Annotated in this window: 21 protein-coding genes and 1 pseudogene; 4 read left to right on the top strand and 18 right to left on the bottom strand. The window is 68.8% G+C overall.

What is annotated here, in order from left to right:
* Positions 1–5 precede the first annotated feature (5 nt).
* From hrcA to HYV93_14620, 8 genes are all read right to left on the bottom strand, one after another.
* Complete coding sequence (gene hrcA / locus HYV93_14655; protein ID MBI2527210.1) at positions 6–1,055, bottom strand: heat-inducible transcription repressor HrcA; 1,050 nt, start codon at positions 1,053–1,055, stop codon at positions 6–8.
* A gap of 27 nt (positions 1,056–1,082) precedes the next feature.
* On the bottom strand, positions 1,083–2,285 hold the full coding sequence (gene hemW / locus HYV93_14650) for a radical SAM family heme chaperone HemW (protein MBI2527209.1): 1,203 nt from the start codon (positions 2,283–2,285) through the stop codon (positions 1,083–1,085).
* On the bottom strand, positions 2,246–2,917 hold the full coding sequence (gene lepB, locus HYV93_14645; protein ID MBI2527208.1) for a signal peptidase I: 672 nt from the start codon (positions 2,915–2,917) through the stop codon (positions 2,246–2,248). Before lepB ends, hemW begins: the two co-directional genes overlap by 40 nt.
* Positions 2,918–2,922: 5 nt before the next feature.
* Positions 2,923–4,713, bottom strand: coding sequence for an elongation factor 4 (gene lepA, locus HYV93_14640; GenBank protein MBI2527207.1), 1,791 nt, complete (start codon positions 4,711–4,713; stop codon positions 2,923–2,925).
* Between the two features lie 43 nt (positions 4,714–4,756).
* The gene (locus HYV93_14635) at positions 4,757–5,956 is read right to left on the bottom strand and encodes an NDP-sugar synthase (protein MBI2527206.1); all 1,200 of its coding nucleotides are present in this window, start codon (positions 5,954–5,956) and stop codon (positions 4,757–4,759) included.
* A gap of 28 nt (positions 5,957–5,984) precedes the next feature.
* Positions 5,985–6,914 carry an NAD-dependent epimerase/dehydratase family protein gene (locus tag HYV93_14630; GenBank protein MBI2527205.1) on the bottom strand — a complete coding sequence of 310 codons (930 nt, stop codon included), beginning with the start codon at positions 6,912–6,914 and terminating at the stop codon, positions 5,985–5,987.
* 117 nt (positions 6,915–7,031) lie between these two features.
* On the bottom strand, positions 7,032–7,967 hold the full coding sequence (locus HYV93_14625; GenBank protein ID MBI2527204.1) for an SDR family oxidoreductase: 936 nt from the start codon (positions 7,965–7,967) through the stop codon (positions 7,032–7,034).
* A gap of 193 nt (positions 7,968–8,160) precedes the next feature.
* The gene (locus HYV93_14620) at positions 8,161–9,471 is read right to left on the bottom strand and encodes a UDP-glucose/GDP-mannose dehydrogenase family protein (GenBank protein ID MBI2527203.1); all 1,311 of its coding nucleotides are present in this window, start codon (positions 9,469–9,471) and stop codon (positions 8,161–8,163) included.
* 184 nt (positions 9,472–9,655) lie between these two features.
* Between HYV93_14620 and HYV93_14615 the strand changes: the two genes are divergently transcribed.
* The 4 genes from HYV93_14615 to HYV93_14600 are packed head-to-tail and all read left to right on the top strand — an operon-like array spanning position 9,656 to position 14,424.
* Positions 9,656–11,191, top strand: a complete 1,536-nt coding sequence (locus tag HYV93_14615) for an AMP-binding protein (GenBank protein MBI2527202.1) — start codon at positions 9,656–9,658, stop codon at positions 11,189–11,191.
* A gap of 54 nt (positions 11,192–11,245) precedes the next feature.
* Positions 11,246–12,043: a hypothetical protein gene (locus tag HYV93_14610; protein ID MBI2527201.1), complete on the top strand. Its 798-nt coding sequence runs from the start codon at positions 11,246–11,248 to the stop codon at positions 12,041–12,043.
* Between the two features lie 55 nt (positions 12,044–12,098).
* A complete protein-coding gene (locus tag HYV93_14605) occupies positions 12,099–12,410 on the top strand; it encodes a hypothetical protein (GenBank protein ID MBI2527200.1) in 312 nt (103 codons plus the stop codon).
* 37 nt (positions 12,411–12,447) lie between these two features.
* A complete protein-coding gene (locus tag HYV93_14600; GenBank protein ID MBI2527199.1) occupies positions 12,448–14,424 on the top strand; it encodes a TRAP transporter fused permease subunit in 1,977 nt (658 codons plus the stop codon).
* Here the strand turns inward: HYV93_14600 and HYV93_14595 are convergent.
* The 10 genes and pseudogenes from HYV93_14595 to HYV93_14550 form a co-directional block, all read right to left on the bottom strand.
* The gene (locus HYV93_14595; GenBank protein MBI2527198.1) at positions 14,342–15,538 is read right to left on the bottom strand and encodes a TAXI family TRAP transporter solute-binding subunit; all 1,197 of its coding nucleotides are present in this window, start codon (positions 15,536–15,538) and stop codon (positions 14,342–14,344) included. The two genes, HYV93_14600 and HYV93_14595, sit on opposite strands and share 83 nt — an antisense overlap.
* A 58-nt stretch (positions 15,539–15,596) precedes the next feature.
* Positions 15,597–16,706: an acyl-CoA/acyl-ACP dehydrogenase gene (locus tag HYV93_14590; GenBank protein ID MBI2527197.1), complete on the bottom strand. Its 1,110-nt coding sequence runs from the start codon at positions 16,704–16,706 to the stop codon at positions 15,597–15,599.
* Positions 16,707–16,761: 55 nt separating this feature from the next.
* Positions 16,762–18,204 carry an AMP-binding protein gene (locus HYV93_14585; GenBank protein MBI2527196.1) on the bottom strand — a complete coding sequence of 481 codons (1,443 nt, stop codon included), beginning with the start codon at positions 18,202–18,204 and terminating at the stop codon, positions 16,762–16,764.
* Positions 18,205–18,212: 8 nt separating this feature from the next.
* Positions 18,213–19,082, bottom strand: a complete 870-nt coding sequence (locus HYV93_14580; protein ID MBI2527195.1) for an amidohydrolase — start codon at positions 19,080–19,082, stop codon at positions 18,213–18,215.
* Positions 19,083–19,369: 287 nt separating this feature from the next.
* A complete protein-coding gene (locus tag HYV93_14575; GenBank protein ID MBI2527194.1) occupies positions 19,370–20,428 on the bottom strand; it encodes a DUF4325 domain-containing protein in 1,059 nt (352 codons plus the stop codon).
* 209 nt (positions 20,429–20,637) lie between these two features.
* Positions 20,638–21,576, bottom strand: coding sequence for a protoheme IX farnesyltransferase (cyoE, locus tag HYV93_14570; GenBank protein ID MBI2527193.1), 939 nt, complete (start codon positions 21,574–21,576; stop codon positions 20,638–20,640).
* Entirely contained in the window at positions 21,566–22,486 is a 921-nt protein-coding gene (locus tag HYV93_14565) for a COX15/CtaA family protein (protein MBI2527192.1), read from the bottom strand. The genes cyoE and HYV93_14565 overlap by 11 nt, the downstream gene beginning before the upstream one ends.
* Positions 22,476–23,342, bottom strand: a complete 867-nt coding sequence (locus tag HYV93_14560; GenBank protein MBI2527191.1) for a cytochrome c oxidase assembly protein — start codon at positions 23,340–23,342, stop codon at positions 22,476–22,478. Before HYV93_14560 ends, HYV93_14565 begins: the two co-directional genes overlap by 11 nt.
* 2 nt (positions 23,343–23,344) lie before the next feature.
* On the bottom strand, positions 23,345–23,677 hold the full coding sequence (locus HYV93_14555; GenBank protein MBI2527190.1) for a cytochrome C oxidase subunit IV family protein: 333 nt from the start codon (positions 23,675–23,677) through the stop codon (positions 23,345–23,347).
* An 11-nt stretch (positions 23,678–23,688) separates the two neighbouring features.
* Positions 23,689–24,139: pseudogene (locus HYV93_14550) on the bottom strand (cytochrome oxidase subunit III).
* Between the last annotated feature and the right edge of the window lie 99 nt (positions 24,140–24,238).

The raw sequence follows: 24,238 nt of genomic DNA, 5'->3' as shown, positions 1-24,238 counted from the left end.
GGACGTCAGAGGGGGAGATAAAGCTCGCGGCGCACGCGGGACAGCGAGCTCGACACGAGCCGCGCCGTCTCGTCCACCAGCGAGATGACGTCCGAATAGGGCATGCGGCGCGGCCCCACCACCCCCAGCACGCCGAGGACGTGGTCGCGGTATGTGTACGTGGAGGTGATAAGGCTGCACTCCCGCATCCCTTCCACGGGGTTCTCCTCGCCGATGACCACCTGGATCCCGCGCTCCTGCGCCATGCGGGAAAGGAGGTCGATCAGGCGCGCCTTCTCCTCGAAGGCGCGCAGCAGGCCCCGCATGGTGGCCACATCCGAGAGATCCGGGTGGTCCAGGATGTTGATGGCGCCGCTGACGTAGAGCGTCCGGGCGCGGAGGAGCGAGACGATCTGGTCGAGGATCGGCCGGCCGCGCGTCCACAGGGGATCCAGGGGGTCGGCGGGCGCCGCCAGGTCGTCGACGATCTCCTGGAAGGTCTTCCCGCGGTAGCGGCGCGTCAGGGTGCGGCCGATCTCGCGGAGCTCGTCAGGCACCAGCGGGGTGTCCACCGTGATCGCCTGGGTCGTGACCCAGCCGGTGTCCGTCACGACAACCGCCAGGGCGCGGCCGTCGCCCAGCCGCACGACCTCGATACGGTCCAGCGCCGTCTGCTTGAGTGGAGGGGCCAGCAGGATCCCCGTCATGTGCGTCCCCACGGACAGCTGGGCGGGGGTCTCGGCCATGAGCTGCTCGGCGCCGCTGGGCGGCCCCGGGGGCGACTCCTGGCGGACGGGGGTCGCCCCGGCGCCCACCCAGGGCACGCGGTGCAGCGCGTCCACGTAGAAGCGGTAGGCCTTGTCGGTGGGGACCCGGCCCGCCGAGGTGTGCGGATGGCTGAGGTACCCCATCTCCTCCAGGTCCGCCATGACGTTGCGGATCGTGGCCGGGGACAGGCCGCGCATGTGCCGCCGCGCGACGGAGCGGGAGCCCACGGGTTCGGCGCTCTCCACGTACTCTGCGATCACGGCCAGGAGAACTTGGCGGTGGCGCTCGTTCAGGCTGGGATCCAGCATGGTTCGGTTCGTATCCTACACGACTCCCTACAGCAGCTCCACGAACAGCGCGTCGGAAAGCAGGAAGCCGGCCTCGCTGAGGCGCAGGCGCCCGTGGGCGCTCACGAGGAGCCCCCGCTCCCGCCAGGTCTCGAGCAGCGTGGGGAGGCGCCCCGGCTCGAGGGCCACCCGCTCTGCCAGCCAGGCCTCGGGGATGCCGTCGCCGAGCCTGAGCCCCAGGATGAGCCGCTCGGCGAGGCGCAGGCGCGCGGTGAGCGTCTCCTGGCTCGCCACGGGGAGCGCCCCGGCCTCGAGCGTGGCGCAGTAGCGCTCGGTGGCCTTGACGTTGCCGTAGCGGGTGTCGCCCAGGAAGCCGCAGGCCCCCGGGCCCAGCGCGAGGTACTCCTGGCCGCGCCAGTAGATCTGATTGTGCGCGGAGCGCCGTCCGGCGCGGGCGTAATTGGAGATCTCGTAGTGCTCGAAGCCGGCCGCCGCCGCCAGGCGCGCGAGCTCCCGGTACTGCTCGGCCACGCTCTCCTCGGCCGGGAGGCCGATGCTCCCCGCCGCGTGCCAGCGGCTGCCCTCGTCCAGCGTGAGCGCGTAGGCCGAGAGGTGCTCGGGCCCCCAGTCGAGGAGACTCCGGACGGTCCGCTCCCACGTGGCCGCGTCGAGCCCGGGGAGCCCGTAGATCAGGTCGGCGCTGACGTTGTCGAAGCCGGCCCGGCGCGCGGCGTCGAAGGCGGCGCGGGCCTGCGCGGCCGAGTGGGCGCGGTCCAGCGCGGCGAGCACCTGGTCGTCCAGGCTCTGGACTCCCAGGCTGATGCGGTTCACGCCCGAGTCGCGGTAGCCGGACAGCCGCTCCCGCGACGCGCTGTCCGGATTGCACTCGACCGTGATCTCGGCGTCGGGGACCACCCGGAAGCGCGTGCGGAGACGCTCCAGGATCGCGCCGAGCTCCGAGGGAGTCAGGAGCGAGGGGGTGCCGCCGCCGAAGAAGACCGTGGAGACCGCCGCGGAGACGCTCCAGGGGGCCGCCCCCGCCAGGTCGATCTCGCGGCCGAGCGCCGCGAGATACCGCGGCACCGCCGCCTCCCGGTACGGGGCGGTATTGAAGGAGCAGTAGCCGCAGCGGCTGGCGCAGAAGGGGACGTGGACGTAGACGCCGAGCGCCGTGCCCCGCGGGGTCCACAGCGTGGCAGGCGCAGAGCTCCTTACGGGAGCCAGTTCCCCAGCCGGCGCCAGCGCAGCCAATGCCGGTCTCCGTTCCACGACCAGTAGATGAGAAAGGCCTTGCCGCGAATCTTCTCGCGCTTGACGAACCCCCAGTACCGGCTGTCCTGGGAGTTGTCGCGGTTGTCGCCCATGACGAAGTAGGAGCCCGGGGGCACGACGGTCGGCTCGCAGGCGTAGAGGTAGCCGCAGTGACCGGACGTGGCGGTCGGCACGGAGCCCGGCCGCACGTAGGGCTCGTCCACGGACCGGCCGTTGACGTACACGCGGTTGTCCCTGACCTGCACGGTCTCGCCACCCAGGGCCACGATGCGCTTGATGAAGTCCCGCGACTCGTCGTTGGGGTACTTGAAGACGATGACGTCACCGCGCGCCGGATCCCGGAAGCCGGGCAGGTGCGTGTCCGTGAAGGGAATCTCGGGCCCGAAGAGGAACTTGTTCACCAGGATGTAGTCGCCCACCAGGAGCGTGTCCATCATGGAGCCCGAGGGGATCGTGAACGCCTGGACCACGAAGGCGCGGATCACGAGCGCCAGGAGCACTGCGACGACGATGGCCTCGCTGTACTCGCGGACCTGGGACTTCCGGCGGGGTCTCGCCGCCTGCCCGGCGACCACGGCCTGCGTCTCGGGGCGACTCTCGCTGTCCCTCATGGCCATCAGCTCTTCAGCACCGACAGGAAGGCCTCCTGCGGGACCTCGACCTTGCCGATCTGTTTCATGCGCTTCTTCCCTTCCTTCTGCTTCTCCAGCAGCTTGCGCTTCCGCGTGATGTCCCCGCCGTAGCACTTGGCGGTGACGTTCTTGCCCATGGCCTTGACCGTCTCCCGCGCGATGACCCGGCTGCCGATGGCGGCCTGGATCGCCACCTCGTAGAGCTGGCGCGGGATGACCCCGCGCAGCTTCTCGGTCAGCGCCTTGCCCTTCTCGTAGGCCTTCTCCCGGTGCACGATGACGCTGAGGGCGTCGACGGGATCGCCGTTGAGCAGGATGTCGAGCTTCGCCAGCTCCGAGGGCCGGAACTCCAGGAACTCGTAGTCGAAGGAGGCGTAGCCCTTGGAGACGGACTTGAGCTTGTCATAGAAGTCCACGACGATCTCGCTCAGCGGGAAGTCGAAGAGGATGTGCACCCGCTTGCCCAGGTACTCCAGCGAGCGGTGCTCGCCGCGCTTGTCCTGCGCCAGCTTGTAGATGGCCGTCATGAACTCCGTGGGGACGAGGATGGAGCCCCGGACGTAGGGTTCCTCCAGGCGCTCGATCCTGTCCGGCGGCGGCAGCTTCGCGGGGTTCTCCACCTCCAGCGTCTCGCCCTCTGTGGTGACCACCTTGAAGCGCACGCTGGGGGCCGTGACGATCAGCGAGAGGTTGAACTCACGCTCCAGCCGCTCCTGCACGATCTCGAGATGGAGCATGCCGAGGAAGCCGCAGCGGAAGCCGTAGCCGAGCGCCAGCGAGGTCTCCGGCTCGAAGCTCAGGGCAGAGTCGTTGAGCCGCAGCTTCTCGAGGGCGTCGCGCAGGCCCTCGTAGTCCGTGTCCTCGATGGGGTAGAGGCCAGCGAAGACCATGGCCTTGGCGTCGCGGTAGCCCGGACACGGCGCAGCCGTGGGCGTGAGCGCATCGGTGATGGTCTCGCCCATCTTGGCGTCGGCCACCCGCTTGATGGAGGCCGTGAGGTAGCCCACCTGCCCCGCGGACAGCTCCCCGACCGGCCGCATGTCGGGCGCGAAGATCCCCACCTGCTGGACCTCGCAGGTCTTGCCGTTGGACATGAGCAGGACGCGCAGCCCGGCGCGCACCCGCCCGTCCAGGAGCCGCACGTACACCACCACGCCCTGGTAGGAGTCGTAGAAGGAGTCGAAGACCAGCGCCTTGAGCGGTGCCTCCGGGTCGCCCGTGGGCGGCGGGACGCGCGCGACGATGGCCTCCAGGACATCCACCACGTTGGTCCCGTGCTTGGCGGAAATGGGGATCGCCTCGTCCCCGTCCAGCCCCAGGATCTCGGTGATCTGCCGCCGCGTCCCCTCCAGATCGGCCGCCGGGAGGTCGATCTTGTTGATCACCGGGACGACCTCGAGGCCGCCGTCCACGGCCAGGTAGAAGTTGGCCAGGGTCTGGGCCTCGACCCCCTGGGCGGCGTCGACGATGAGGATGGCGCCCTCGCAGGCGGCCAGCGAGCGCGAGACCTCGTAGGAGAAGTCCACGTGCCCCGGCGTGTCGATCAGGTTCAGCGTGTACTCCTTCCCGTCGCGGGCCGTGTAGAGGAGGCGGACCGTGTGGGCCTTGATGGTGATGCCGCGCTCCTTCTCCAGATCCATGGAGTCCAGCACCTGTCCCACGGCCTTCTTGGCGTCCATGGTTCCCGTCAGTGAGAGCAGGCGGTCCGCCAGGGTGGACTTGCCGTGGTCGATGTGGGCGACGATGGAGAAGTTGCGGATCAGCTCGGTGGCCATCCAGTGCAGGATAACACGCCAGCGGACGGGACGGGGATCGAGGCTACCGCGCCAGGCGCGCCTGGTCGGCCACCACGGCCCCGGCCTCCAGCACCACGCCCGCTCCGACGTGGGCGCCGGCGCCGATCCGGGCCCCGCTCGCGACGATGCAGTCCTGGAGCACCGCGCGGTCACCGATGGAGACGCCGTCCCACAGGATGGCGCCCGCCACGGCGGCGCCGGCGCCCACGGCGCACCCGGGCCCGAGGACAGCGGCAGGCCCCACGCGGCAGCCGGCCCCGAGCCGGCTGCCGGCGCCGATCAGCGCCGGGCCCGCGACGCTCGCCCCCGACTCCATGACGATGTCCTCGGCGGAGAGGCCTCCATCCGCCAGCGCCCCCACCGGGCTCACGGTGGTGGCGACGCGCCTGGCCAGGAGGTCCAGCTGACCCTGCCGGTACTTGGCGGGGCTGCCGATGTCGAGCCAGTAGTGGTCAGCCACCCACCCGAAGAACGGAATGCGGTCGGCCAGGAGTCCGGGGAAGAACTCCCGCTCGACGGACACCATGCGCCCCGCCGGGATCCGGTCCAGGAGCTGCCGCTCGAGGATGTAGGCGCCCGCGTTGATCGTGTCGGTGGTGATCTGCGCGGCGTCCGGCTTCTCGATGAAGCGCAGGATGCGCCCCTCCGCGCCGAGCTCCACCAGGCCGTAGGCCGAGGGATCGGGCACGCGGGTGAGGTAGATCGTGGCCGCCGCACGCCGGTCGGCGTGAAAGCGCAGCATCGCGCCCAGGTCGACGTCGGTGAGGACGTCCCCGTTCAGGACCACCACGAGCCCGCCCACGAGATCCACAGCGTTGCGCACTCCGCCGGCCGTGCCCAGCGGCTCGGCCTCGACGGCGTAGCCGAGTCTCACGCCGTACCGGTCCCCGTCTCCCATGGCCTCGCGCACCTCCTCCACCATGTAGGAGCAGGAGAGGACGACGTCCCGGATCCCGTGCTGGCGGAGGAGGGCGAGCTGGTAGGCGAGGAAAGGGACGTTGAGCAGCGGGACGATGGGCTTGGGCCGGTGGGACGTGAGCGGGCGGAGCCGCGTGCCCTGGCCACCGGCCAGGATGACGGCGGTTACGCTGGCGGTGTCCAGGGCTCCGCCTCGCCGATGAGCATCACGGGGATGCCGTCGCGGATGGGGTAGGCCTTCTTGCAGGCCGGGCAGATGATGCGCGTCTCCTCGAAGAGGAGGTTGCCCTTGCAGGCAGGGCACGCCAGGATGGAGCGGAGATCTTCGTCGATCATGGGCGGAACTCCTTCTTGAAGGACTCGAAGGTGCGGGCGAGGCCCTCGTCGAGCGACACCGTGGGCCGCCAGCCGAGTGCGCGCGCGGCCAGGCCCGGATCGAGGCAGCTGCGGCGCTGCTCGCCGGGGCGAGCGGGCCCGTGCGCGGCCGGCGTCGTCCCGCCCGCCACGCGCGCCAGCCGCGCATAGAGGTCGTTGACGGAGGTCTCGACACCCGTGCCGATGTTGATGCCGCCCGTCACGGTGGCGCGCTCGAGCGCGCGCAGGTTCGCGTCCGCCACGTCTTCGACGAAGACGTAGTCGCGAGTCTGCTCCCCGTCGCCGTTGATCACCGGCCCCTGTCCCGTGAGCAGGCGGTGGCTGAAGATCGCCACCACTCCCGCCTCGCCTGCGGGGTTCTGGCGCGGCCCGTAGACGTTGGCGTACCGCAGGGAGACGCCGCTGATGCCGTGGATGCTGCCCAGGGCGGTCAGGTAATGCTCCATCGCCACCTTGGCGATGCCGTAGGGGGAGGCAGGCACGAGGGGGTGCCCCTCCGGCGTCGGGATCACGTCGGTGTCCCCGTAGCCTGCGCCTCCGCTGGACGAGTAGATGATGCGTCGAACGCCGACCCGGCGGCAGCAGTCCAGCAGGTTGAGGCCGCCCAGGATGTTCACGCTGGCGTCGAACGCCGGATCCGCGACGGACCGGCTCACCGCCGCCTGGGCCGCCAGATGGGCGACCACCTCGGGACGCTCGGCCTCGAAGAGATCGCCCAAGCGCGCGCTCCGCAGATCGAGACGGCGGAACGCGGCTCCGGGGTTCACCCAGGCCAGGCTGCCCGTGGCGAGATTGTCCACCACCGTCACCGTGTGCCCCGCCCGCACGAACGCATCCACCACATGCGAGCCGATGAACCCCGCGCCGCCCGTGACGAGGATCTTCAACGCGCTGGGTCCGCCGCCGGCACGGGCGGGCGACAGCCCGGGTGCCCGTGCCTTGGTGATCCCGCGCCGCCCGTGACGAGGATCTTCAAGCCGTTGGACCCGCCGCCGGCTGCATCGTCACGACTGCTGCCCACGGCCCCGGTACCACTCGATCGTCTCCCGGAGCCCGTCCTCCACCGCGACGACCGGCTCCCAGCCCAGGAGCCGCCGCGCCCTGGCGATGTCCGGCTGCCGCACCTTCGGGTCGTCCACGGGCAAGGGGGTGAAGACGATCTCGCTCCTGGAGCCCGACAGCCGGAGGATGGTCTTTGCCAGCTCGAGGAGCGTCATCTCGCGCGGGTTCCCGATGTTCACGGGCTCGTTCACCGGCGCGCTCATGAGCCGCCAGATCCCTTCCACGAGGTCCGAGACGTACGTGAACGACCGGGTCTGCGAGCCATCCCCGTTCACCGTGAGCGGCTCGTTGCGCAGCGCCTGGCGGATGAAGGTGGGAACGGCCCGGCCGTCGGTGAGCCGCATGCGGGGGCCGTAGGTGTTGAAGATGCGCACGATGCGTGTGTCCACTGCGTGGAAGCGATGGTAGGCCATGGTCATCGCCTCGGCGAAGCGCTTCGCCTCGTCGTACACGCCGCGCGGTCCCACCGGGTTCACGTTTCCCCAGTAGTCCTCTCGCTGCGGGTGCACCAACGGGTCCCCGTAGACCTCGGAGGTGGACGCCAGGAGGAACTTCGCCTGCCGCGCCTTCGCCAGCCCGAGCGCCTTGTGGGTGCCCAGCGCGCCGACCTTGAGCGTCTGGATGGGCAGCTCGAGGTAATCGATGGGGGAGGCGGGGCTCGCGACGTGGAGCACGTAGTCGAGCGGCCCGTCCACCACGATGTAGTTGGTCACGTCGTGCTTGACGAAGAGGAAGCGCCCGTCACGGATATGCGCGATGTTGTCCACAGTGCCCGTCAGGAGGTTGTCGACGCAGAGAACCTCGCACCCCCTGGCGAGCAGGAAGTCGCAGAGATGCGACCCGATGAACCCCGCGCCGCCGGTGACCAGGACCCTCACGCCGGGTGACCCATCGCAGGCACGGGCGGGCGGCAGCCCGGGTGCCCATGCCGGGTGACAACGCCTGAGATCGCGCGAGGGACCGTCGGCGGTGGGGAGTTCCGGCGGGGCTGGGCGGGCGCCAGTCCGGGTGCCCAGCCCCTGTGGACATCCCCCGCGCCGCCGGTGACCAGGGCCCTCACGCCAGCTTCCCTCAGGACGGCAGCACGGGCTTGCGCCCGACGGAGTGGTACTCGAAGCCCAGCCGCCGCATACGCTCGGGCTCCCAGAGATTGCGCCCGTCGAAGATGACGGGACGGCGGAGCGCGGCGCGCAGGCGCTCCAGGTTCAGGAACCTGAACTCGTTCCACTCGGTGACGAGGACCAGGGCGTCGGCCCCGTCGGCCGCCTCGTAGGGTGAGGCGCAGAAGGTGACGTCCGCCGGGAGAAGCGGGCGCGCGTTGTCCGTGGCCACAGGATCGTAGGCCCTCACGGCGGCGCCGGCCCCCCGGAGCAGCCCGATGACCTCCACGCTCCGGGCCTCGCGCATGTCGTCCGTGTTGGGCTTGAAGGCCAGCCCGAGGACCGCGACGGTCTGGCTGTCGATGGGGCCCAGGGCCTTGCGCATCGCCTCGAGCAGGAGCGCGGCGCGCTCCCGGTTGATCTCGACCACCGACCTCAGCAGCTTGAAGTCGTAGCCGGGGCGGCCCGCGGTGTGGATCAGCGAGGCCACGTCCTTGGGGAAGCACGAGCCGCCGTAGCCCAGCCCCGCCTGGAGGAAGGCCGGGCCGATCCGCGAGTCGAGCCCCATGCCCTTCGTCACCTGGCCCACGTCCGCGCCGGCGGCCTCGCAGATGTTGGCGATCGCGTTGATGAAGGAGATCTTCGCCGCCAGGAAGGCGTTGGAGGCGTACTTGATCACCTCCGCCGAAGGCAGGTCGGTGATGATCATGGGACGCTCGAGCGGAGCGTAGAGCTCCACGAGGGTCATGGCCACCTGCTGCGTCGGCGCTCCGATCACGATGCGGTCCGGGCGCAAGGTGTCCTCGATGGCGGAGCCCTCGCGCAGGAACTCAGGATTCGACACCACGTCGAAGTCCACGGGCCTCGGCTGGCTGCGCGCGATGGTTTCCCGCACGAGCTCGCCCGTGCCGACGGGCACGGTGGACTTGTTGACCACCACCTTGTAGCGGTCCATGGCCCGGCCGATCTCGGTCGCGACGGTCTCCACCTGGGAGAGATCCGTCTCGCCGTTGTCCTGGGACGGCGTGCCCACGGCGATGAAGATGACGTCGGCCTGGCGCACGGCCGCGGGCAGGTCGACGGTGAACGCGAGCCGGCCGTCGCTCAGGTTGCGGGCGACCATCTCCTCGAGCCCGGGCTCGTAGATGGGCATGCGCCCGGCCTGGAGCCCCTCGATCTTCCCGGCCACCTTGTCCACGCATACGACATCGTTGCCCAGGTCGGCGAACACGGCGCCCGTCACCAGCCCGACGTACCCCGTTCCCACGACGCAGATGTTCATGGCTCCTCCCGCACAGGGCCTTCAGGATACCAGAACATCCCGCCCGCTGGCCAATCGCCCCTCTTCCCAAGCCCCGAAATAGGCTCTAGACTCCCCCCGGGGAGCACCGCCCCACTCATCCGGAGAGAGGGGGCGCGTCCCGTGGCTCAACCTCTCCGCTGGCCGACGTGAGGAGCGACTTGCCATGAACCTGGCTCACTATCTGGTGGACAACGCCCGGCGCCTGCCGGAGAAGGCGGCTGTCTGTTTCGGCGAGGAGAGCCTGACCTGGCGCGAGCTGGACCGGCAGACCGACAACCTCGCCGCAGCCCTCCAGGCCCTCGGTGTGCGCCCCGGCGACCGGGTCAGCATCATGCTGCCGAACTCCATCGCCTTCCTGGTGAGCTACTGGGCGGCGATCAAGGCGGGTGCGGCCGCCTCGCCGCTGAACACCATGTACAGGCAGGACGAGATCTCCTACGTGCTGCGCAATGCCGCCTCCCGGGTGATCATCGCCGATCCCGAGTTCCTGCCGCTCCTGGACGTGGCCTGGCCCGATGCGCCGCAGCTCGAGCACCTCGTCGTCGCGGGCGACACCGTCCCCTTCGGGAGCCATCGCCTCGCCGACCTGGTGCCCCGACCCGCCGCCCCGGTGCTGGTCGAGCGCGACCCGGACGATCTCTGCGCCCTTCACTACACCTCCGGGACCACCGGCCGGGCCAAGGGCGTGATGATCACTCACCGCAACTGGTGGGTCGGCATGATGCAGTGGCACGTCCAGGTCTGGCAGCTCCGCCAGGACGACCGCCACCTCATGGTGCTGCCCATCTTTCACACCTTCGGCCTGATGATGACCCTGGTGGCCTGCGCCACCGGCGCGACCCTGCGCCTGCTTCCCCGGTGGGACGTGGAGGAGGTCGCACGGCGGATCGAGGGCGAGCGCATCACGGTCTTCTCCGGGGTGCCGACCATGTACGTCTACCTCACCCGCGATGTCGACCTGGAGCGGCGAGACCTCACCTCGCTCCGCCTGGCGGTGGTGGGTGGCGCCCCCATCCCCGTCGAGGTCCAGCGGGAGTTCATCGCCCGCACCGGAGTCGTCGTCGTCGACTGGTATGGCTGCACCGGCTGGGCCTCGACCACCTCTCCCCTCTGGGAGCCCACGGCGCCGCAGCGGTACGGCTCCCTCGGCAAGCGTCTGCCCTTTCCCGAGATGGAGATGGCCATCGTCGACGAGGAAGGCCATCCCGTCGCGGCTGGCGCGGTCGGCGAGCTGCTCGCGCGCGGCCCGTCGATCCCGCCCGGCTTCTGGCGTCTGCCCAGCAAGACCGCGCACGACTACCGGGGAGGGTGGTTCCACACCGGCGACCTCGCCTACGAGGACACCGACGGCTTCTACTTCCTGGTCGATCGCAAGGACGATCTGATCATCACCGCCGGCTACAACGTCTACCCGCGCGAGGTGGAAGAGATCCTGTACACGATGCCGGAGGTCTACGAGGCGGCCGTGGTCGGCGCGCCAGACCCGGTCAAGGGCGAGATCGTCAAGGCCTTCGTCGTCCTCAGGGCCGGCACGTCCACGACCGCCGAGGCCGTGATCGCCGGCTGCCGGGACCGCCTCGCCAGCTTCAAGGTGCCTCGCGCGGTGGCGTTCGTGGAGGAGCTGCCCAAGCTGGCCAACGGCAAGCTCCTGCGCCGGGTCCTGCGCGACCAGGAGCGGGCCCGTGCCGTGCGGGCCTGAGGGGGCTCCGCGACGGAGCGGCGCGGGAACCGGCCACGGCCATAAGGAGCGCACATGAGGATCTGGTACCAGAGTGCAAGCTCGTATCGGTACGAGGAGACCTTCGAGGCATATGGCAAGACGCTCGAGGAGCAGTGCCGGAGGGCAGCGCGACCGGACACTGAGATCTACGTGACCGGGCTGCCGGTGATGATGCGGGAGATCGATCGCTTCAAGTCGGTCACCTACTACCACAAGATCCAGGTACTGAACAACATGCTCCGGGCCGAGAAGGAAGGCTACGACGTCTTCGCCATCGGCTGCACCTCGGATACGGGGCTGGAGGAAGGACGGGAGATGCTCGGCATCCCGGTGGTCGGCATCAGCCAGACCAGCTATCACCTCGCTGCGATGCTGGGCGAGCTGTTCGCCATCGTCTCGATCTCGGCCCACTTCTGCGAGAAGTACAGGCAGCAGGTGGTGCGGTACGGGCTGGAGAGCAAGCATCTCCGTGGCAACTACTTCTTCCCCGCCACCGAGGAGGAGGTGGCGCTGGCTCTCACGAACCCCGCGCAGATCACAGGGCGGTTCGCGGTGGCCGCGCGGAAGGCCATCGCCGACGGGGCCTCGGTCATCGTGCCGAATCCGGCCTTCCTCGCCACCGCGGCCTACAGGACGGGGCTGACCACGCTCGACGATGTCCTGGTGCTGGATACGATCAGCGTGCTGGTGAAGGCCGCCGAGATGCTCGCCGACCTGAAGAAGATCGGCGTCGAGGTGTCGAGGAAGCTGGGGGTCTACGGCCACCCGGGACGCGAGCTTCTCGAGGAGACCTTCGCGGCCTACCGGCCCGTATTCAGGATCGAGCACTAGTCCGGCACCGACCGCCGGCCGCGCGAGGCACGGGGGGCGTCCGAGGGAGGGGCCGATGGCCAGGATGATCGGCGGTGAGGCGCTGGTGACGTCGCTGCTCCGCGAGGGCGTGCGCGTCGTGTGCTGCGCCGGTGGCGGCGTTCGCAACCCGGACTTCATGAAGCTCGCCGATGCCTTCGGCGTGGTGGGGCTCCGCGCCCGGGAGCCGCTCGAGGCCGGCGACCTTGTCGACCAGGCGATCGAGATGGACCGCCCCGTCCTGGTCGAGGTGCCGGTGGGCCGGATGTCACGACCACGGTACTTCATGCCGCTGCGGCGTCTGCCCAGGTACCAACGGCCGGGCGCGGGCGCGCCGGGTGACCGGTGACAGCCCCTTGGTCCTCCGCCAGCCAGCGGGACGCGCAGTGACCGCGGAGCCCGGCGGGACCGGCGAGCGGGTGTTCCAGGTCGTGGCCCTGGTTCTCAGCGCCGCCGGGCTGCTCGTTGGCGTGAGCTACACCTTCCGCCTGAATCTGGTGCCCGTGCCGATCGACACCTCCTACCTGTACAGCATCCTGGCGATCTATGGCTCGCTCGGGTTCCTCTTCTACCGGGCCAGGGAAGGCGCGGAGAGACGAAGGGTTCCCTGGTACGACTGGCTGATGTTTCTTGCCGTCTTCGGATGCGGCCTGTACCTCTCGTGGCACGGTTACGACGTCGTCACTCAGGGCTGGAGCATGGCTCCGCCTCCACAGGCGGTGGTCATGTCCATCCTCCTGTGGATCATCCTGATGGAAGGCGGGAGGCGGGCCGGCGGATCGTGGCTGGTCCTGCTGGCGGCGTTCTTCTCCGTGTATCCCCTGCTGGCCCCTTTCCTTCCTGGAATGCTCTGGGGCCCGCCGGCATTCTCCTTCGGTGGACTGGCCGCCTATCACTTCATCAGCAACGCCAGTGTCATGGGCGTGCCCATGCAGGTGATCGGTCAGCTGGTCTTCGGCTACATCGTGTTCGGGGCCGCGCTCGAGTACACGGGGGCCGGCAAGTTCTTCCTCGAGTTCGCACTCGCCCTCATGGGGACGGTGAGAGGAGGAGTGGCCAAGGTCTCGATCGTCGCGACCGGACTCTTCGGGATCTTCACCGGGAGCACAGCGTCGAACGTGATCGTCACCGGCACGACGATCATCCCGGCCATGAAGAAGACCGGATACCCCGGCGACTATGCGGGGGCGCTCGTGGCCTGCGGAGCGCTCGGAGGGGCGCTGTCGCCCCCGATCATGGGGGCTGCGGCCTTCCTCATGGCCATGGTGCTCGGGATCCCGTATTCCGCGGTCTGCGCGGCGGCGACGATTCCCACCGTTCTCTACTACTGGGGTCTGTTCGTTCAAGCCGATGCCTTTGCGGCTCGGCATGGCCTGAGAGGCCTCGACCGCAGTCAACTGACCCTGCTGGGGAAGACGCTCAAGACCGGCTGGCCGTATCTCGTGTCGCTCGCGGTCCTGATGGTGGCTCTCTTCAACTTCCGGCAGCAAGCCGAGGCGCCGTTCTACGCATCCGCCTTCCTGATCGGGTACGGAATCTTCAGGCGCGACGGCCGCTTCTCCGTGAAGACCCTCGGGCAGTTCATCGTCTCCACGGGGAAGTACCTCGCGGAGCTGACCCTGATCCTCGGTGTCGTCGGGTTCATCATCGGCTCGTTCTACGTGACCGGACTGGGCGGCACGATGAGCTACGAGCTGACCAGACTGGCGGGTGGAAACATGTGGTTGCTCCTCGTGTTCTGCGCCGTCACCAGCTTCATCCTGGGCACCGGCCTGACCGCCTCCGCGTGCTACATCTTCCTGGCGATCACGATCGCGCCCGCCATGGTCAGGGTCGGCATCGAGCCGATCGCCGCCCACATGTTCATCCTGTACTGGGGGCTCCTGTCCGATCTGACTCCGCCGACCGCCGTCGGCTGCTTCGTGGCCGCTCCGATCGCCGAGGCGCCGCCCATGAAGATCGCGCTGAAGGCCACGCGCCTGGGCCTGATCCTCTACATCATCCCGTTCTTCTTCGTGATCGATCCATCCCTCGTGATGCAGGGGCCGGTGTGGAAGATCCTCGTGAGCTCCCTCACGGCCATGCTGGGGGTGGCGCTCATCGGTGGAAGCCTGGAGCGATATATCCTCGGGGTGGGGACGGTGAGCCGGCCCGTGGCAACGGCGTTTCTCGTCGCAGGGCTGATGTTCTTCTATCCCCTGTGGTACCTCGATCTCATCGGTCTCGGAATCGCGGTGCTCACCTTTGCCGGAGTCAAGCTCGCCCGGGCACGAGCCCGCGCTAGGGCTGCCACCACATCGACGGATGCGTCGGCTGCTGCGCCGCCAGCGCGGCCTGGCGGGTCTTCAGCCAGCTCTCCTTGATCTGCCCGCTGGGCAGGCCCTTCTGGGTTCCTTCGGCGACGGTCCTGTCCCAGGCTTCCTGGAGGATCTGGCGCCTCTTCAGCATGCCGTCCTGGAATTTCTGGAAGCTGGCATTCCAGATGCCCTTCTCCTTGAGGTACCTGACGACGCCGGGGTGATACGGCGCAAAGCCCTGGGGCACGAGAGACTCCTTCAGGGTCCAGTACTTCAGGACGTGGAAGGAATCCTTGTACCTGGAATACAGCTCGTCGATCGCCTTGACGTAGAAGTAGGCCAGCTCGTCCGGGACCGCGCCCGAGTAGCCGACGATGACCGGGCTGACGAACGTCGAGCCCTGCACGGGGTTGGCGGCGGTCACGCCGACTGCCGACTCCGCGCTGGTGGCGGTGAACTTCTGCAGGTGAGGAGCGACCTTCAACATGCGCTCCCATCCACCGGTGTCGGAGAACGGAAGCTGCACCCAGACCAGTCCCTGCGGGGAGGCGTCGAGGTCATTGTACTGAGGGGTGGTGCCGAACCCGAAGCCGACATCGCAGGTCCCGTTGATGAGACCGGTGATGCTCTGGGTATAGCCGGAGAAGGTCACGACCTTCACGTCGTTCAACGTGAGGTTGCCGAAGGCCAGCCACCCCTGGATGGCGAGGTTCAGCGCCGGCGAGCCGGCGATCTGCGCGACCCGCTTGCCCTTGGCGTCGTACGGCGTCTTGATCCCAGATTTCTTCGTGGCCGCCATGGTGACCAGGGCCGTGGGCTGCGTCTGCCAGACGAGGTCGAGCCCCTGCGGTCCCCACGAGAGCGCCGAGAAATCGTACAAGCCCTCGAAGGCCAGGTGCCAGTCCACGGCGGAGACCGCGAACTGGGCCTTGCCGAGCTTGGTCGCCAGGAGCCGGCCCACCGCATCCCCGAAGGGCAGCGTCCGGACGGCGGTGCCGTACTGGGCGTTGATGGCGTTGCCCACCGCCTGGACCTGCGAGTACGTGCTGGTGCCGACCTCGTAGCCTGAGAAGACGATCGACCCCGGCGGTCTCGGCTGCGCGCCGGAGTCAGGTGCCGCGAGAGCCAGCAGGACCAGGGTCACCGAGACGGCGACGACAACCCAGCCTCTCGTCTTCATGAGTCCCTCCGGACGTGTGACGGATGACGTTGGATGCTCGTGACGGTGCGGACAGCGATCAGCGCAGGCCCATGTGGCCGGCGATGATCTCGCGCTGGATCTCATTCGTCCCCTCCCCGAAGGTGTAGAGCCGCGCATCGCGCCAGTACCGCTGCATGGCGCTCTCGCGCGCATAGCCAGCGCTGGCCAGGATCTGCATGCCGTGCTCGGTGACGAACTGCAGGGCCTCGGTCGCGACGATCTTCGCGATCGCGGAGAGCTCGCCGGTCTGCTCGGCGGCATCGATCCGCCGCGCCAGCTCGTAGACGAGCACGCGCGCTTTCTCGACCTCGATCCGCATGTCGACGAGCCGGTGCCGCAGCACCTGGAATTGCACGATCGGCCGGCCGAACTGCCGGCGCTCCTGCGCATGCGCGATCGCCAGGTCGAGGGCCGCCTGCGCGCAGCCCGTGACGGTGGCTGCCATGCTCGCCCGCGAGAAACCGAGGGTTCCGGTCACCACCTCGAATCCCTGGCCGACCGGCCCGAGCCGGGCGGCATCGTCGACGAGCACGTCGTCCAGGCCGATGTCCCAGCTCGGCATGCAGTTGTTGCCGACCTTCGGGAGCTCGGTCATCGAGATCCCGCTGGCGCGGGCCGGCACCAGGAACGCCGTCAGCGCGTGGTCCCGGCCGGGCCCCTCGGCTGTGCGGGAGAGGGTGAGCAGGTAGGCGGCGCCGCCGGCGTCGCTGATCCAGGTCTTCCGCCCCGCGAGCCGCCACCGGGCTCCGTCCCGGCGGGCGCGCGTCCGCACGGCCCGCGCGTCGGACCCCGCCTCGGGCTCGCTGAGGGCCAGCGCGATCAGCGCCCTCCCCGCCAGGATCTCGGGCAGGAGGGCGGCCCGTTGCGCCTCGCTTCCGAACAGGGCGATGGGCATGCCTCCGAAGCTGACGAAGCGATTGAGGATCGATCCGGCGAAGTACGCGTGGTAGCCGAGCCGCTCCTGGATGCGGCAGAACAAGGACCAGCTCACGCCGAGACCGCCCTGGCTCTCGGGGAAGGGGGCCCGGATCAGGCCCAGCTCGGCCATGGCGGGGACGAGGTCGTAGGGGGGCTGATGCGCCTCGTCGCGGCGCCGCACCTCGTCTCCCCCGAGCCTCTGGCGACAGAACTGCTCGACGGAGTTCATGATCAGGGACTCCGCTTCCCGCATCCGTGGTCGACCTCGGCGGCGCCTCGGGCGATCAGCCGGCGCCGGCCAGGCGTGTCAGCTCCGCCTTGAGGACCTTCCCCGCCGAGTTCCTCGGCAGGCTGTCCACGAAGAAGATCCTTGACGGCACCTTGTAGGCGGCGAGCCGGGCGCGGCACAGCGAGACGAGCTGCGCCGCCTCGACGGGTGAGGAGGCGACGACGAACGCTGCGACCTCCTCGCCCAGCTCGCGCGACGGCACGCCGAGCACGGCGGCATCGGTCACCTCCTCGGCCTCGAGCAGCACCTGCTCGATGTCCGCGGGATAGATGTTGACGCCACCGCGGATGATCATGTCCTTGGCCCGCCCCTTCAGGAACACGAAGCCGTCCGCATTCATCGCGGCCAGATCGCCGGGATAGAACCAACCGTCCCTGAACGCCTCCGACGAATCGCCCACGAAGTAGCCCTGCGGAGAGGCCGGACTGCGGTATCGCAGCCGGCCGACTTCGCCGGGCCGGACGGGACGGTGGCTGTCGTCCACGATCTCGAGCTGCACCCGGAAGGCCGGGCGCCCCACGGAGTCGGGGTAGCGGTCCATCTCCTCCGGGCCCGTGACCGTCGCCGCCCCGCCCTCCGTCGACGAGTAGATCTCGTAGAGGTGCGGCGTCAGCCGCTGCCTGACGGCGACACGCTCCTCCTGATAGAGGGCCGAGCCGCTCGAGATCAGCTTCCTGAGGCCGGGGAAGGCGAGGCCGTCGAAGCGGTTCTCGAGCAGCCGGCGCAGGATCGTCGGCACCAGGAAGGTGGCGGTGCCGTCCACCTCGGCCACGTGCGGGATCAGCTCGTGGGGCCTGTACGGCGCCGGAAAGACGCACACGGTCGCCCCGGCGAACAGCATCGCCAGGGCGAACCCGCGGCCACCGCCGTGATAGAGGGGGGTGGCGAGGACGAACCGGTCGTGCGCATTCAGCGTCAGGTCGATCCAGTAGGCCATGAACCGGTTCTCGAACTGGCGGTGCGTCGCGCACGGCCCCTTGGGGTGGCCGGTGGTTCCTGCCGACAGCGACAGGAGCAGCGGGCTGTCGTCGCCGAGCTGGTCGTCGAGGTACTCCCGATCGGTCTCCGAAAACCAGGCAGCGGAGATGACGGGCCAGGTCTCGGGCCGGCCTGCAGGCGCGCCGTCGATCAGCACCATCCGGGCGCCGAAACGGGCCGCGACGGCCTGCTGCTCGCTCTCGCTCCACCGCCAGTCGATCGGGACGATGACGGCGCCGTACCGCGACAGTGCCAGCAGCACGATGAGATGCTCCGCGCTGTCGCGGAGGGCCACCCCGACCAGGTCGCCGCGTCGGACGCCGAGCCCCTCGAGCACGAAGCAGACCCCGTTGATGAGCCGGTCGAGCGAGCGGTAGCTGATGCGGCGGGGCCCCTGCCGGATGGCCACCTTGCTGCCCCTCAGGCGGGCGTGGAGCCGGAAGACCTCGGACAGGGGCATCGGGCTCCTCAGATCGCCAGCTTGAACGCCCGCGCGGCGTTGTCGCGCAGGAACTTCGGCAGCACCTCCGGCCTCAGATCGAGCGCCTTGATCTCCTGCATCGTCCGACTGAAGTCCAGCAACGGGAAGTCGGTGCCGAACATCACCTTGTCCGAGCCGTAGGTGTTGAGGTAGTGCACGAAGGCTGGCGGCCAGTACTTCGGGCTGTGCGCGTCCGAGGCGATGTAGATGTTCGCGTGCTTCCACGCCATCGCGATCATCTCGTCGATCCAGGGAATGCCGATGTGGCTCGCCACCACTCGGAGCTCCGGGAGGTCGCAGGCGACCGAGTCCAGCGTGATCGGGCGGCCCACGCTGCGGCACGGGTAGTCCGGCGCGTACACCATCGACTGACCGATGTGCATCAGCACCGGCACGTCGAGCTCGCAACATTTCGCGTAGAAGGGATAGTACTTGGCGTGATCGGGCGCGAGCTCGAACCACTGCGGATAGAGGTGCGCGCCGATGAAGCCGTATTCGGTCACCGCCCGGGCGAACTCCCGGACGCCCTGCATGCCCTCGAACGGATCGATCCCGGCGAGCCCGGAGAAGCGCTCCGGGTACTTCTGGATGGCGTCGGCCACCAGCCGGTACGGCAGATGGTATGTCGAGGGGTGGCCACGCCGGCCCGCCTTGGTCGACACGAGGAAGCCGCGCCGGATCCCGGCCTCGTCCATCAGCTCGATCGTGCGTTCCAGCGAGACGCCGGCGACGTTCTGCGCGTTCGACTTCATCTTGTCGAGAAAGAACGCATGCCGCCAGCTGGGCCGGTACGTCAGGGACTCCTCCGTCCAGATGTTCACGACTGTGTCGATCGCGCCGATCTCCTCGATCCTCACGGCCTCTCTCCTCCCGGACAGCTTCGAACGCGGGCACTCGTCGCGGGCGACGGAGCCGATGGGCGGGGCAGCGGATGAGGACAGCGGACCACGACACCGTACGATCTCGCGCGCGGCGGAGCGTAGCAGCAGCGAATTGTCGTTGTCAACAGCCCGCCGCGGCGGGTGGTGTCTCAGTTTGATTCGTGGGAGCCGAGGGAGCAGCGCTTGTCACTCCTTCTATGCGCTAGCCTAACTGGTACTTCCCCTGCGGCCCACGCGGGTCCACGGTGTCGGGGGGGCAACACCTAACTCGTTGATTCTTCCGACCGCGCCCCCGCCTCAGCGCGCCGAATCATCCTTCCGACGGCATCATTGCTGTTGATCGCGGTAATGTGGGTTTCGGGATGCTCATTCCGAAAGACTCTGAAGATTTCGTCGGCGAAAGCGGGCCCCACGTCTTCCATACCGGCAAAATCCAGTAGGACCTCGCGGAACCGCTCAAGCCGTGCCATGACGCGCTTGGCCTGTGAACGAGAAACCAGCTTCTCCCCGTGGAACTGCTGGGCCAACGCGACTACGACATGAGTGCGACTGAAAGCGTAGTCGTCCTGATCGGTAGCATATTTGTCGAAGACTTCCGTATTCGTGTGATTAGACAGGGGGCTGATATTCATATGAACTGACGTCCCTTTGAACGGGTGCTCTCTATCTTCTAGTAGCCAGTCGCCGCCGCCACGGCTGCAGCCGACATAGAGATAGCCGGAGAGAATCCCGAAGCTGTCAAACATCCTCGACGTGAAGAAGATGCCCTCTCCCGTGTGCCGATTGGGGTCAGTAGTCAATTTGCCTTTCGATAGCTCAAGGATGGCATGTCGCTCATCCTCCAGGCCACAGTATTCCTTAATCTTTCGGAAGATCCCTATGCCCTCGTCGAGGATCATGATCTTGATCTCTGATGCTGTGTATTCAACATTGACTCTGACGTTTGGCGAGCCGGAATGATCCATCGCGTTGTTCACGATCTCCGTCACACCATATCGACAGATGTCCATCACGTTGCCCGGCACTCCAGCCAAGACCGGCGCAACTTCCTCTCGCCAGACGGCGTCCTCTTCCAACTGCTCGGTGATTGGTAGCCAGGCTGACCTCTTGCCGAGAAGCGCGAACGTGTATTCTCGGCTTCTTGTCTCCCCCTTTGCGGTCAGAAGACCAAGTGCAACGAGGCGGCGGAGATGTCGGCCGACGGCCTGACGCGTGATGCCGAACTTCTCCCCAACCACCTTTGCGATGTCCTGTGGGTGGTTGGGTAACTCCGCTAGGATAAAACGTTGTACTTCGGATAGTTCGCTGATCGCAGTCGCCATGACGATATTGTAAACGCATCGGAAGGCTATTGTAAACATAGTTGGTGACAATGTTTACAATGCGACAAATAGCTAGATAATAAGGTATATATAGTCGCCTAGAACGGCGGGTGTCGGACAAGACGGCCGGCGCTGCCCATATCGGTCCACGGGAGTCGACAGTCGTTAGGCGGCTAGCCTGGCGATGTCGTCCGGCCCCCGCGGCGGGCTCAGGAGAGAGCGTGGCGGACGAGGCGCTCTCCCACCAGGACGGCGAAGAACAGGAGGAGGTAGACGTTGGAGAAGAGGAAGAGCGAGAGCCACCCACGCTGCTCCTCGGGCCGCTGCGCGAACTTGCTCGCCAGCCAGATGAGCCGCCAGCCCAGCAGCGCCGCGGCCGCCAGCGAGGCCCATCCGCCCAGCCCGAAGCTCGGCGCGGCAAGCGCCAGCGCCGTGAGCCCCAGCGCATAGAGGAGGATGAGCCGGGCCGTGCCCTCGACGCCGACGGCCTCGGACACCATGGGGAAGCCCCCTGCGGCGTAGTCGGCGCGGTAGCGCAGGGCCAGCGCCCAGAAATGGGGCATCTGCCAGAGGAACAGGACGCCGAAGAGGATGAGCGCGCCGGCGTCGGTGAGGGATCCGCCGCCGGCCACCCAGCCGATCACGGGCGGGAGCGATCCCGGCACGGCCCCCGGCACGGCCGCGAAGGGGGAGGTCGGCTTGAGCCACGGGGTGTAGAGGCCGTTGTAGAACGAGGCCGCGACGAGCCCCAGGGCGCCGGCCGTCCCACCCACACCGAGCCACAGGACCACCGCCCCGGTGACGAGCGCCAGGGCGGCGAACAAGGTTCCCTGGGTCAGCGAGAGGCGGCCCGAGGGGAGCGGCCGGTTCACGGTCCGTCGCATGAGGGCGTCGCGCCCGCGTTCCTGCACCTGATTGAGCGCGGAGGCGCCGCAGGACAGGAGCAGCACCCCCAGGAGGACCAGGACGCCCTGCCGCCACGGGAACTCCGCGCCGAGGGGAGCCGCCAGCATGAAGCCGGCGCAGGCCGAGACGAGGACGAGCAGCACGATGCCGAGCTTGGAGAGCTCCGCGTAGGCGCCGACGCGGTCCCGCACCCCCGCCGACGGGAGCGCCCGCGCCGGCGCGGCGATGGCCCTAGGAGACACGGGCCGTCCCCGCGGCCTCGAGCCTTGCCTGGCGCCCCGCCCGCGCCGGGGCGAAGGCGAGGCGCCAGGCGCCCGCGCGCAGGCTGAACCACACGAGCGTGCCCCAGAGCGCGTAGCCCACGGCGGCATGGGCGGCCCGGACCGCCGGCGGGAGCTGGAGCACGACGGCGAGGATGCCGAGCGTCACCTGCAGCCCCCCGAGCGCCGCCAGGCTCCACCCCGGTCGCGCGAGAGGAGTGCGGCGGGCCGCCAGCGCGAGATGGATGAAGAAGGGCAGCAGCGTCATTCCCAGCCAGCGGTGGACCCAGTGGGCGACGGCGAGCCACCCGCGCGGCAGGAGATCGCCGCTGCAGAGCGGGAAGTCGGGACAGGCCAGTCCCGCCCCCGTGTGCCGGACATACCCCCCGAGGGCCAGCTGCGCCAGGAGGACGACGAGGCCCGCCACGGCCAGCCGCCTGACCTTGTCCGGGAACGCGGCACGGCCCGGGATCTCCGCCGGCTGCTGGAGCACCAGGAGCCCGGCGAGGATCAGCAGCGCAGTGACCAGATGCGCGGTGCTGATGAGATGTGGCAGCCGGAGGAGCACCGTCACTCCGCCGAGACCGATCTGGACGCCCAGGAGGACGAGGAGCGCCCCGCCCGTGTGCCCCACGCCCGGGGCCCGCGGCCGGCGCATGGCGAGCAGGATGGTGCTGACGAGCAGGATCGAGGTGATCGCCGCCGCCAGCCTGTGCCCGTACTCCACGAGCACGTCAGGTCTGAGCGGTGGAATCAGGCGGCCGTGGCAGAGCGGCCAGTCCGGGCAGGCCAGACCCGAGCCGGTGGCGCTGACGACGTTGCCGAGCGCCATGAGCAGGAAGAGCGCCACCACCGCCGCCCAGGCGAGCGCGCGGGGCGGTCTAGCGGGCATGCCTCGGCTCCACGGCCCTCAGGCTCACGTCGTCGGCGCCGGCGGCCTGCCAGCGGAAGAACACCACGGAGGTGGCCACGAGGAACACGAGACCTCCAGGGATCCACATGATGAGGCCGCCCAGGTGCTGGTCTGCGTGCGGGGACAGGGTGGCCCACACCCGCGGGGCAGCCGCGTAGTAGGGGTAGAGGACCCCGTCGGCCATCGTGATGAAGATGGACACCACGACCATGGGGAGGCCCACGACGAAGAGGTAGAGGAGCTGCACCGGGTACGGAGCGCGGGGCAGCCGGCTCGTGGGCGACAGGATCGGCCACCAGAGCAGCACGGAGGCCCCCATGATCATGAGGTGCTGGAGCACGTGGACCGGATGGACCTCCATGGCCAGATTGTAGAGCGGTGGGAGGTGCCAGGCCACGAGCACGAGGTTGAAGGCACCGAAGGCCCCGCTTGGGCGCGTCAGCGCGCGCCCGAGCCGGAGCACGGCAGGGTGGCGGGCGAGCGGCCAGACCATCCACGGAGGGGTGCCGTGCAGGAGCAGTGGCGGCATGGCGAAGGCCAGTAACAGGTGCTGGACCATGTGGGCGCTGAAGAGATAGTAGTCCGCCAGGTCGTGGAGCGGGCCCGTGAGCGACCCCGCCAGGACGATCACGGCGCACGCGAACGCGAGGATCCGGCCCGGCTCGGCGCGGGCGCCCGGGTCGAGCCGCCGGCGCCACAGGGTGGCGGCGAGGTAGGCGCCCCCGGCCAGCGCCAGGCCCGAGACGACGACGGGGTCGGCGCTCCACACGGTCCAGTCGAAACCCTCGGGCCCGAGCGGCGGCGGCCCCCCGGCCGGGGGCACTCCATGCGCCATGGCTACGCGCGCGGCAGGATCAGGAACGCGCTGAAGAGCGCCATGAGCGCCAGGATGATGGCGCAGGCGATCATCAGCGGCCCGAAGAAGAGCGCCGCCAGGACCCTGGAGTCGTAGCGCAGGTGCATGAAGAAGGCCACGACCAGCCCGAACTTGAGCACCGAGAAGACGATGAGCGCCGTCACCAGCGCGGCCGTCGGCAGGCCCGGCACGTAGAGCGCGGCGATCTCGATGGCGGTGATGATGGCCAGGACCACGGCCACGCGGAGATAGGTGGCCACGGGCGCGTGTGTCCCCTCGGCGTGGAGGGCGGTGTGGGGGTGGGCGTCTGCCATGGGCTCGGCTCCTACGGGATCAGGTACACCAGGGTGAAGATGGCGATCCACACGATGTCCACGAAGTGCCAGTACAGGCCGCAGATCTCCACCTTGAGCGCGTCCTGCGGCCCGAGTCTGGAGCGTGAGCCCGAGGTGGACGAAGTGGTTGAACTCGTAGATCTGGAAGCCGACGAAGCCTGCGCCGAAGAGCGCCGTCGTGAAGAGCCAGACCTTCCCCCACCGCATGTCGTTGCGCTGGACGGCCGCCAGCGCCAGCACCATGAGGAGCGAGGACATCAGGAGGACGAAGGCGCTCACCGAGGTGAGGGGGATGTTCAGGATCTCGTGCGGGGTGGGCCCGCTGACGCTCTTGCCCTTGTAGGACAGGTAGGTGCCGATGAGCGACCCGAAGAACATGCACTCCGAGCCGAGGAAGGCCCACATGCCCATCTTGCGGTGGTCGATGCCCGTGATCCCCATGTTGGGGTCGTGGGCGGCGTGCGTCGCGGCGTGGTCGGCCACGGCCGATCCTCCTAGTGCCCGTGCCCGGCGGCCGGGCGGTGGTACTCGAGGGCGAAG

The organism is Candidatus Rokuibacteriota bacterium (assembly GCA_016188005.1).
GTDB lineage: Bacteria > Methylomirabilota > Methylomirabilia > Rokubacteriales > CSP1-6 > UBA12499.
This window is presented reverse-complemented; position numbering and strand designations above follow the sequence as displayed.

What these genes read in the sequence shown, in the direction of transcription:
- HYV93_14560 (MBI2527191.1), bottom strand. Translation starts at nt 23,342, where the DNA reads ATGGCGCATGGAGTGCCCCCGGCCGGGGGGCCGCCGCCGCTCGGGCCC.
- HYV93_14575 (MBI2527194.1), bottom strand. Translation starts at nt 20,428, where the DNA reads ATGGCGACTGCGATCAGCGAACTATCCGAAGTACAACGTTTTATCCTA.
- hrcA (MBI2527210.1), bottom strand. Translation starts at nt 1,055, where the DNA reads ATGCTGGATCCCAGCCTGAACGAGCGCCACCGCCAAGTTCTCCTGGCC.
- HYV93_14620 (MBI2527203.1), bottom strand. Translation starts at nt 9,471, where the DNA reads ATGAACATCTGCGTCGTGGGAACGGGGTACGTCGGGCTGGTGACGGGC.
- HYV93_14610 (MBI2527201.1), top strand. Translation starts at nt 11,246, where the DNA reads ATGAGGATCTGGTACCAGAGTGCAAGCTCGTATCGGTACGAGGAGACC.
- HYV93_14585 (MBI2527196.1), bottom strand. Translation starts at nt 18,204, where the DNA reads ATGCCCCTGTCCGAGGTCTTCCGGCTCCACGCCCGCCTGAGGGGCAGC.
- HYV93_14565 (MBI2527192.1), bottom strand. Translation starts at nt 22,486, where the DNA reads ATGCCCGCTAGACCGCCCCGCGCGCTCGCCTGGGCGGCGGTGGTGGCG.
- HYV93_14595 (MBI2527198.1), bottom strand. Translation starts at nt 15,538, where the DNA reads ATGAAGACGAGAGGCTGGGTTGTCGTCGCCGTCTCGGTGACCCTGGTC.
- HYV93_14615 (MBI2527202.1), top strand. Translation starts at nt 9,656, where the DNA reads ATGAACCTGGCTCACTATCTGGTGGACAACGCCCGGCGCCTGCCGGAG.
- HYV93_14590 (MBI2527197.1), bottom strand. Translation starts at nt 16,706, where the DNA reads ATGAACTCCGTCGAGCAGTTCTGTCGCCAGAGGCTCGGGGGAGACGAG.
- lepB (MBI2527208.1), bottom strand. Translation starts at nt 2,917, where the DNA reads ATGAGGGACAGCGAGAGTCGCCCCGAGACGCAGGCCGTGGTCGCCGGG.
- lepA (MBI2527207.1), bottom strand. Translation starts at nt 4,713, where the DNA reads ATGGCCACCGAGCTGATCCGCAACTTCTCCATCGTCGCCCACATCGAC.
- HYV93_14555 (MBI2527190.1), bottom strand. Translation starts at nt 23,677, where the DNA reads ATGGCAGACGCCCACCCCCACACCGCCCTCCACGCCGAGGGGACACAC.
- HYV93_14605 (MBI2527200.1), top strand. Translation starts at nt 12,099, where the DNA reads ATGGCCAGGATGATCGGCGGTGAGGCGCTGGTGACGTCGCTGCTCCGC.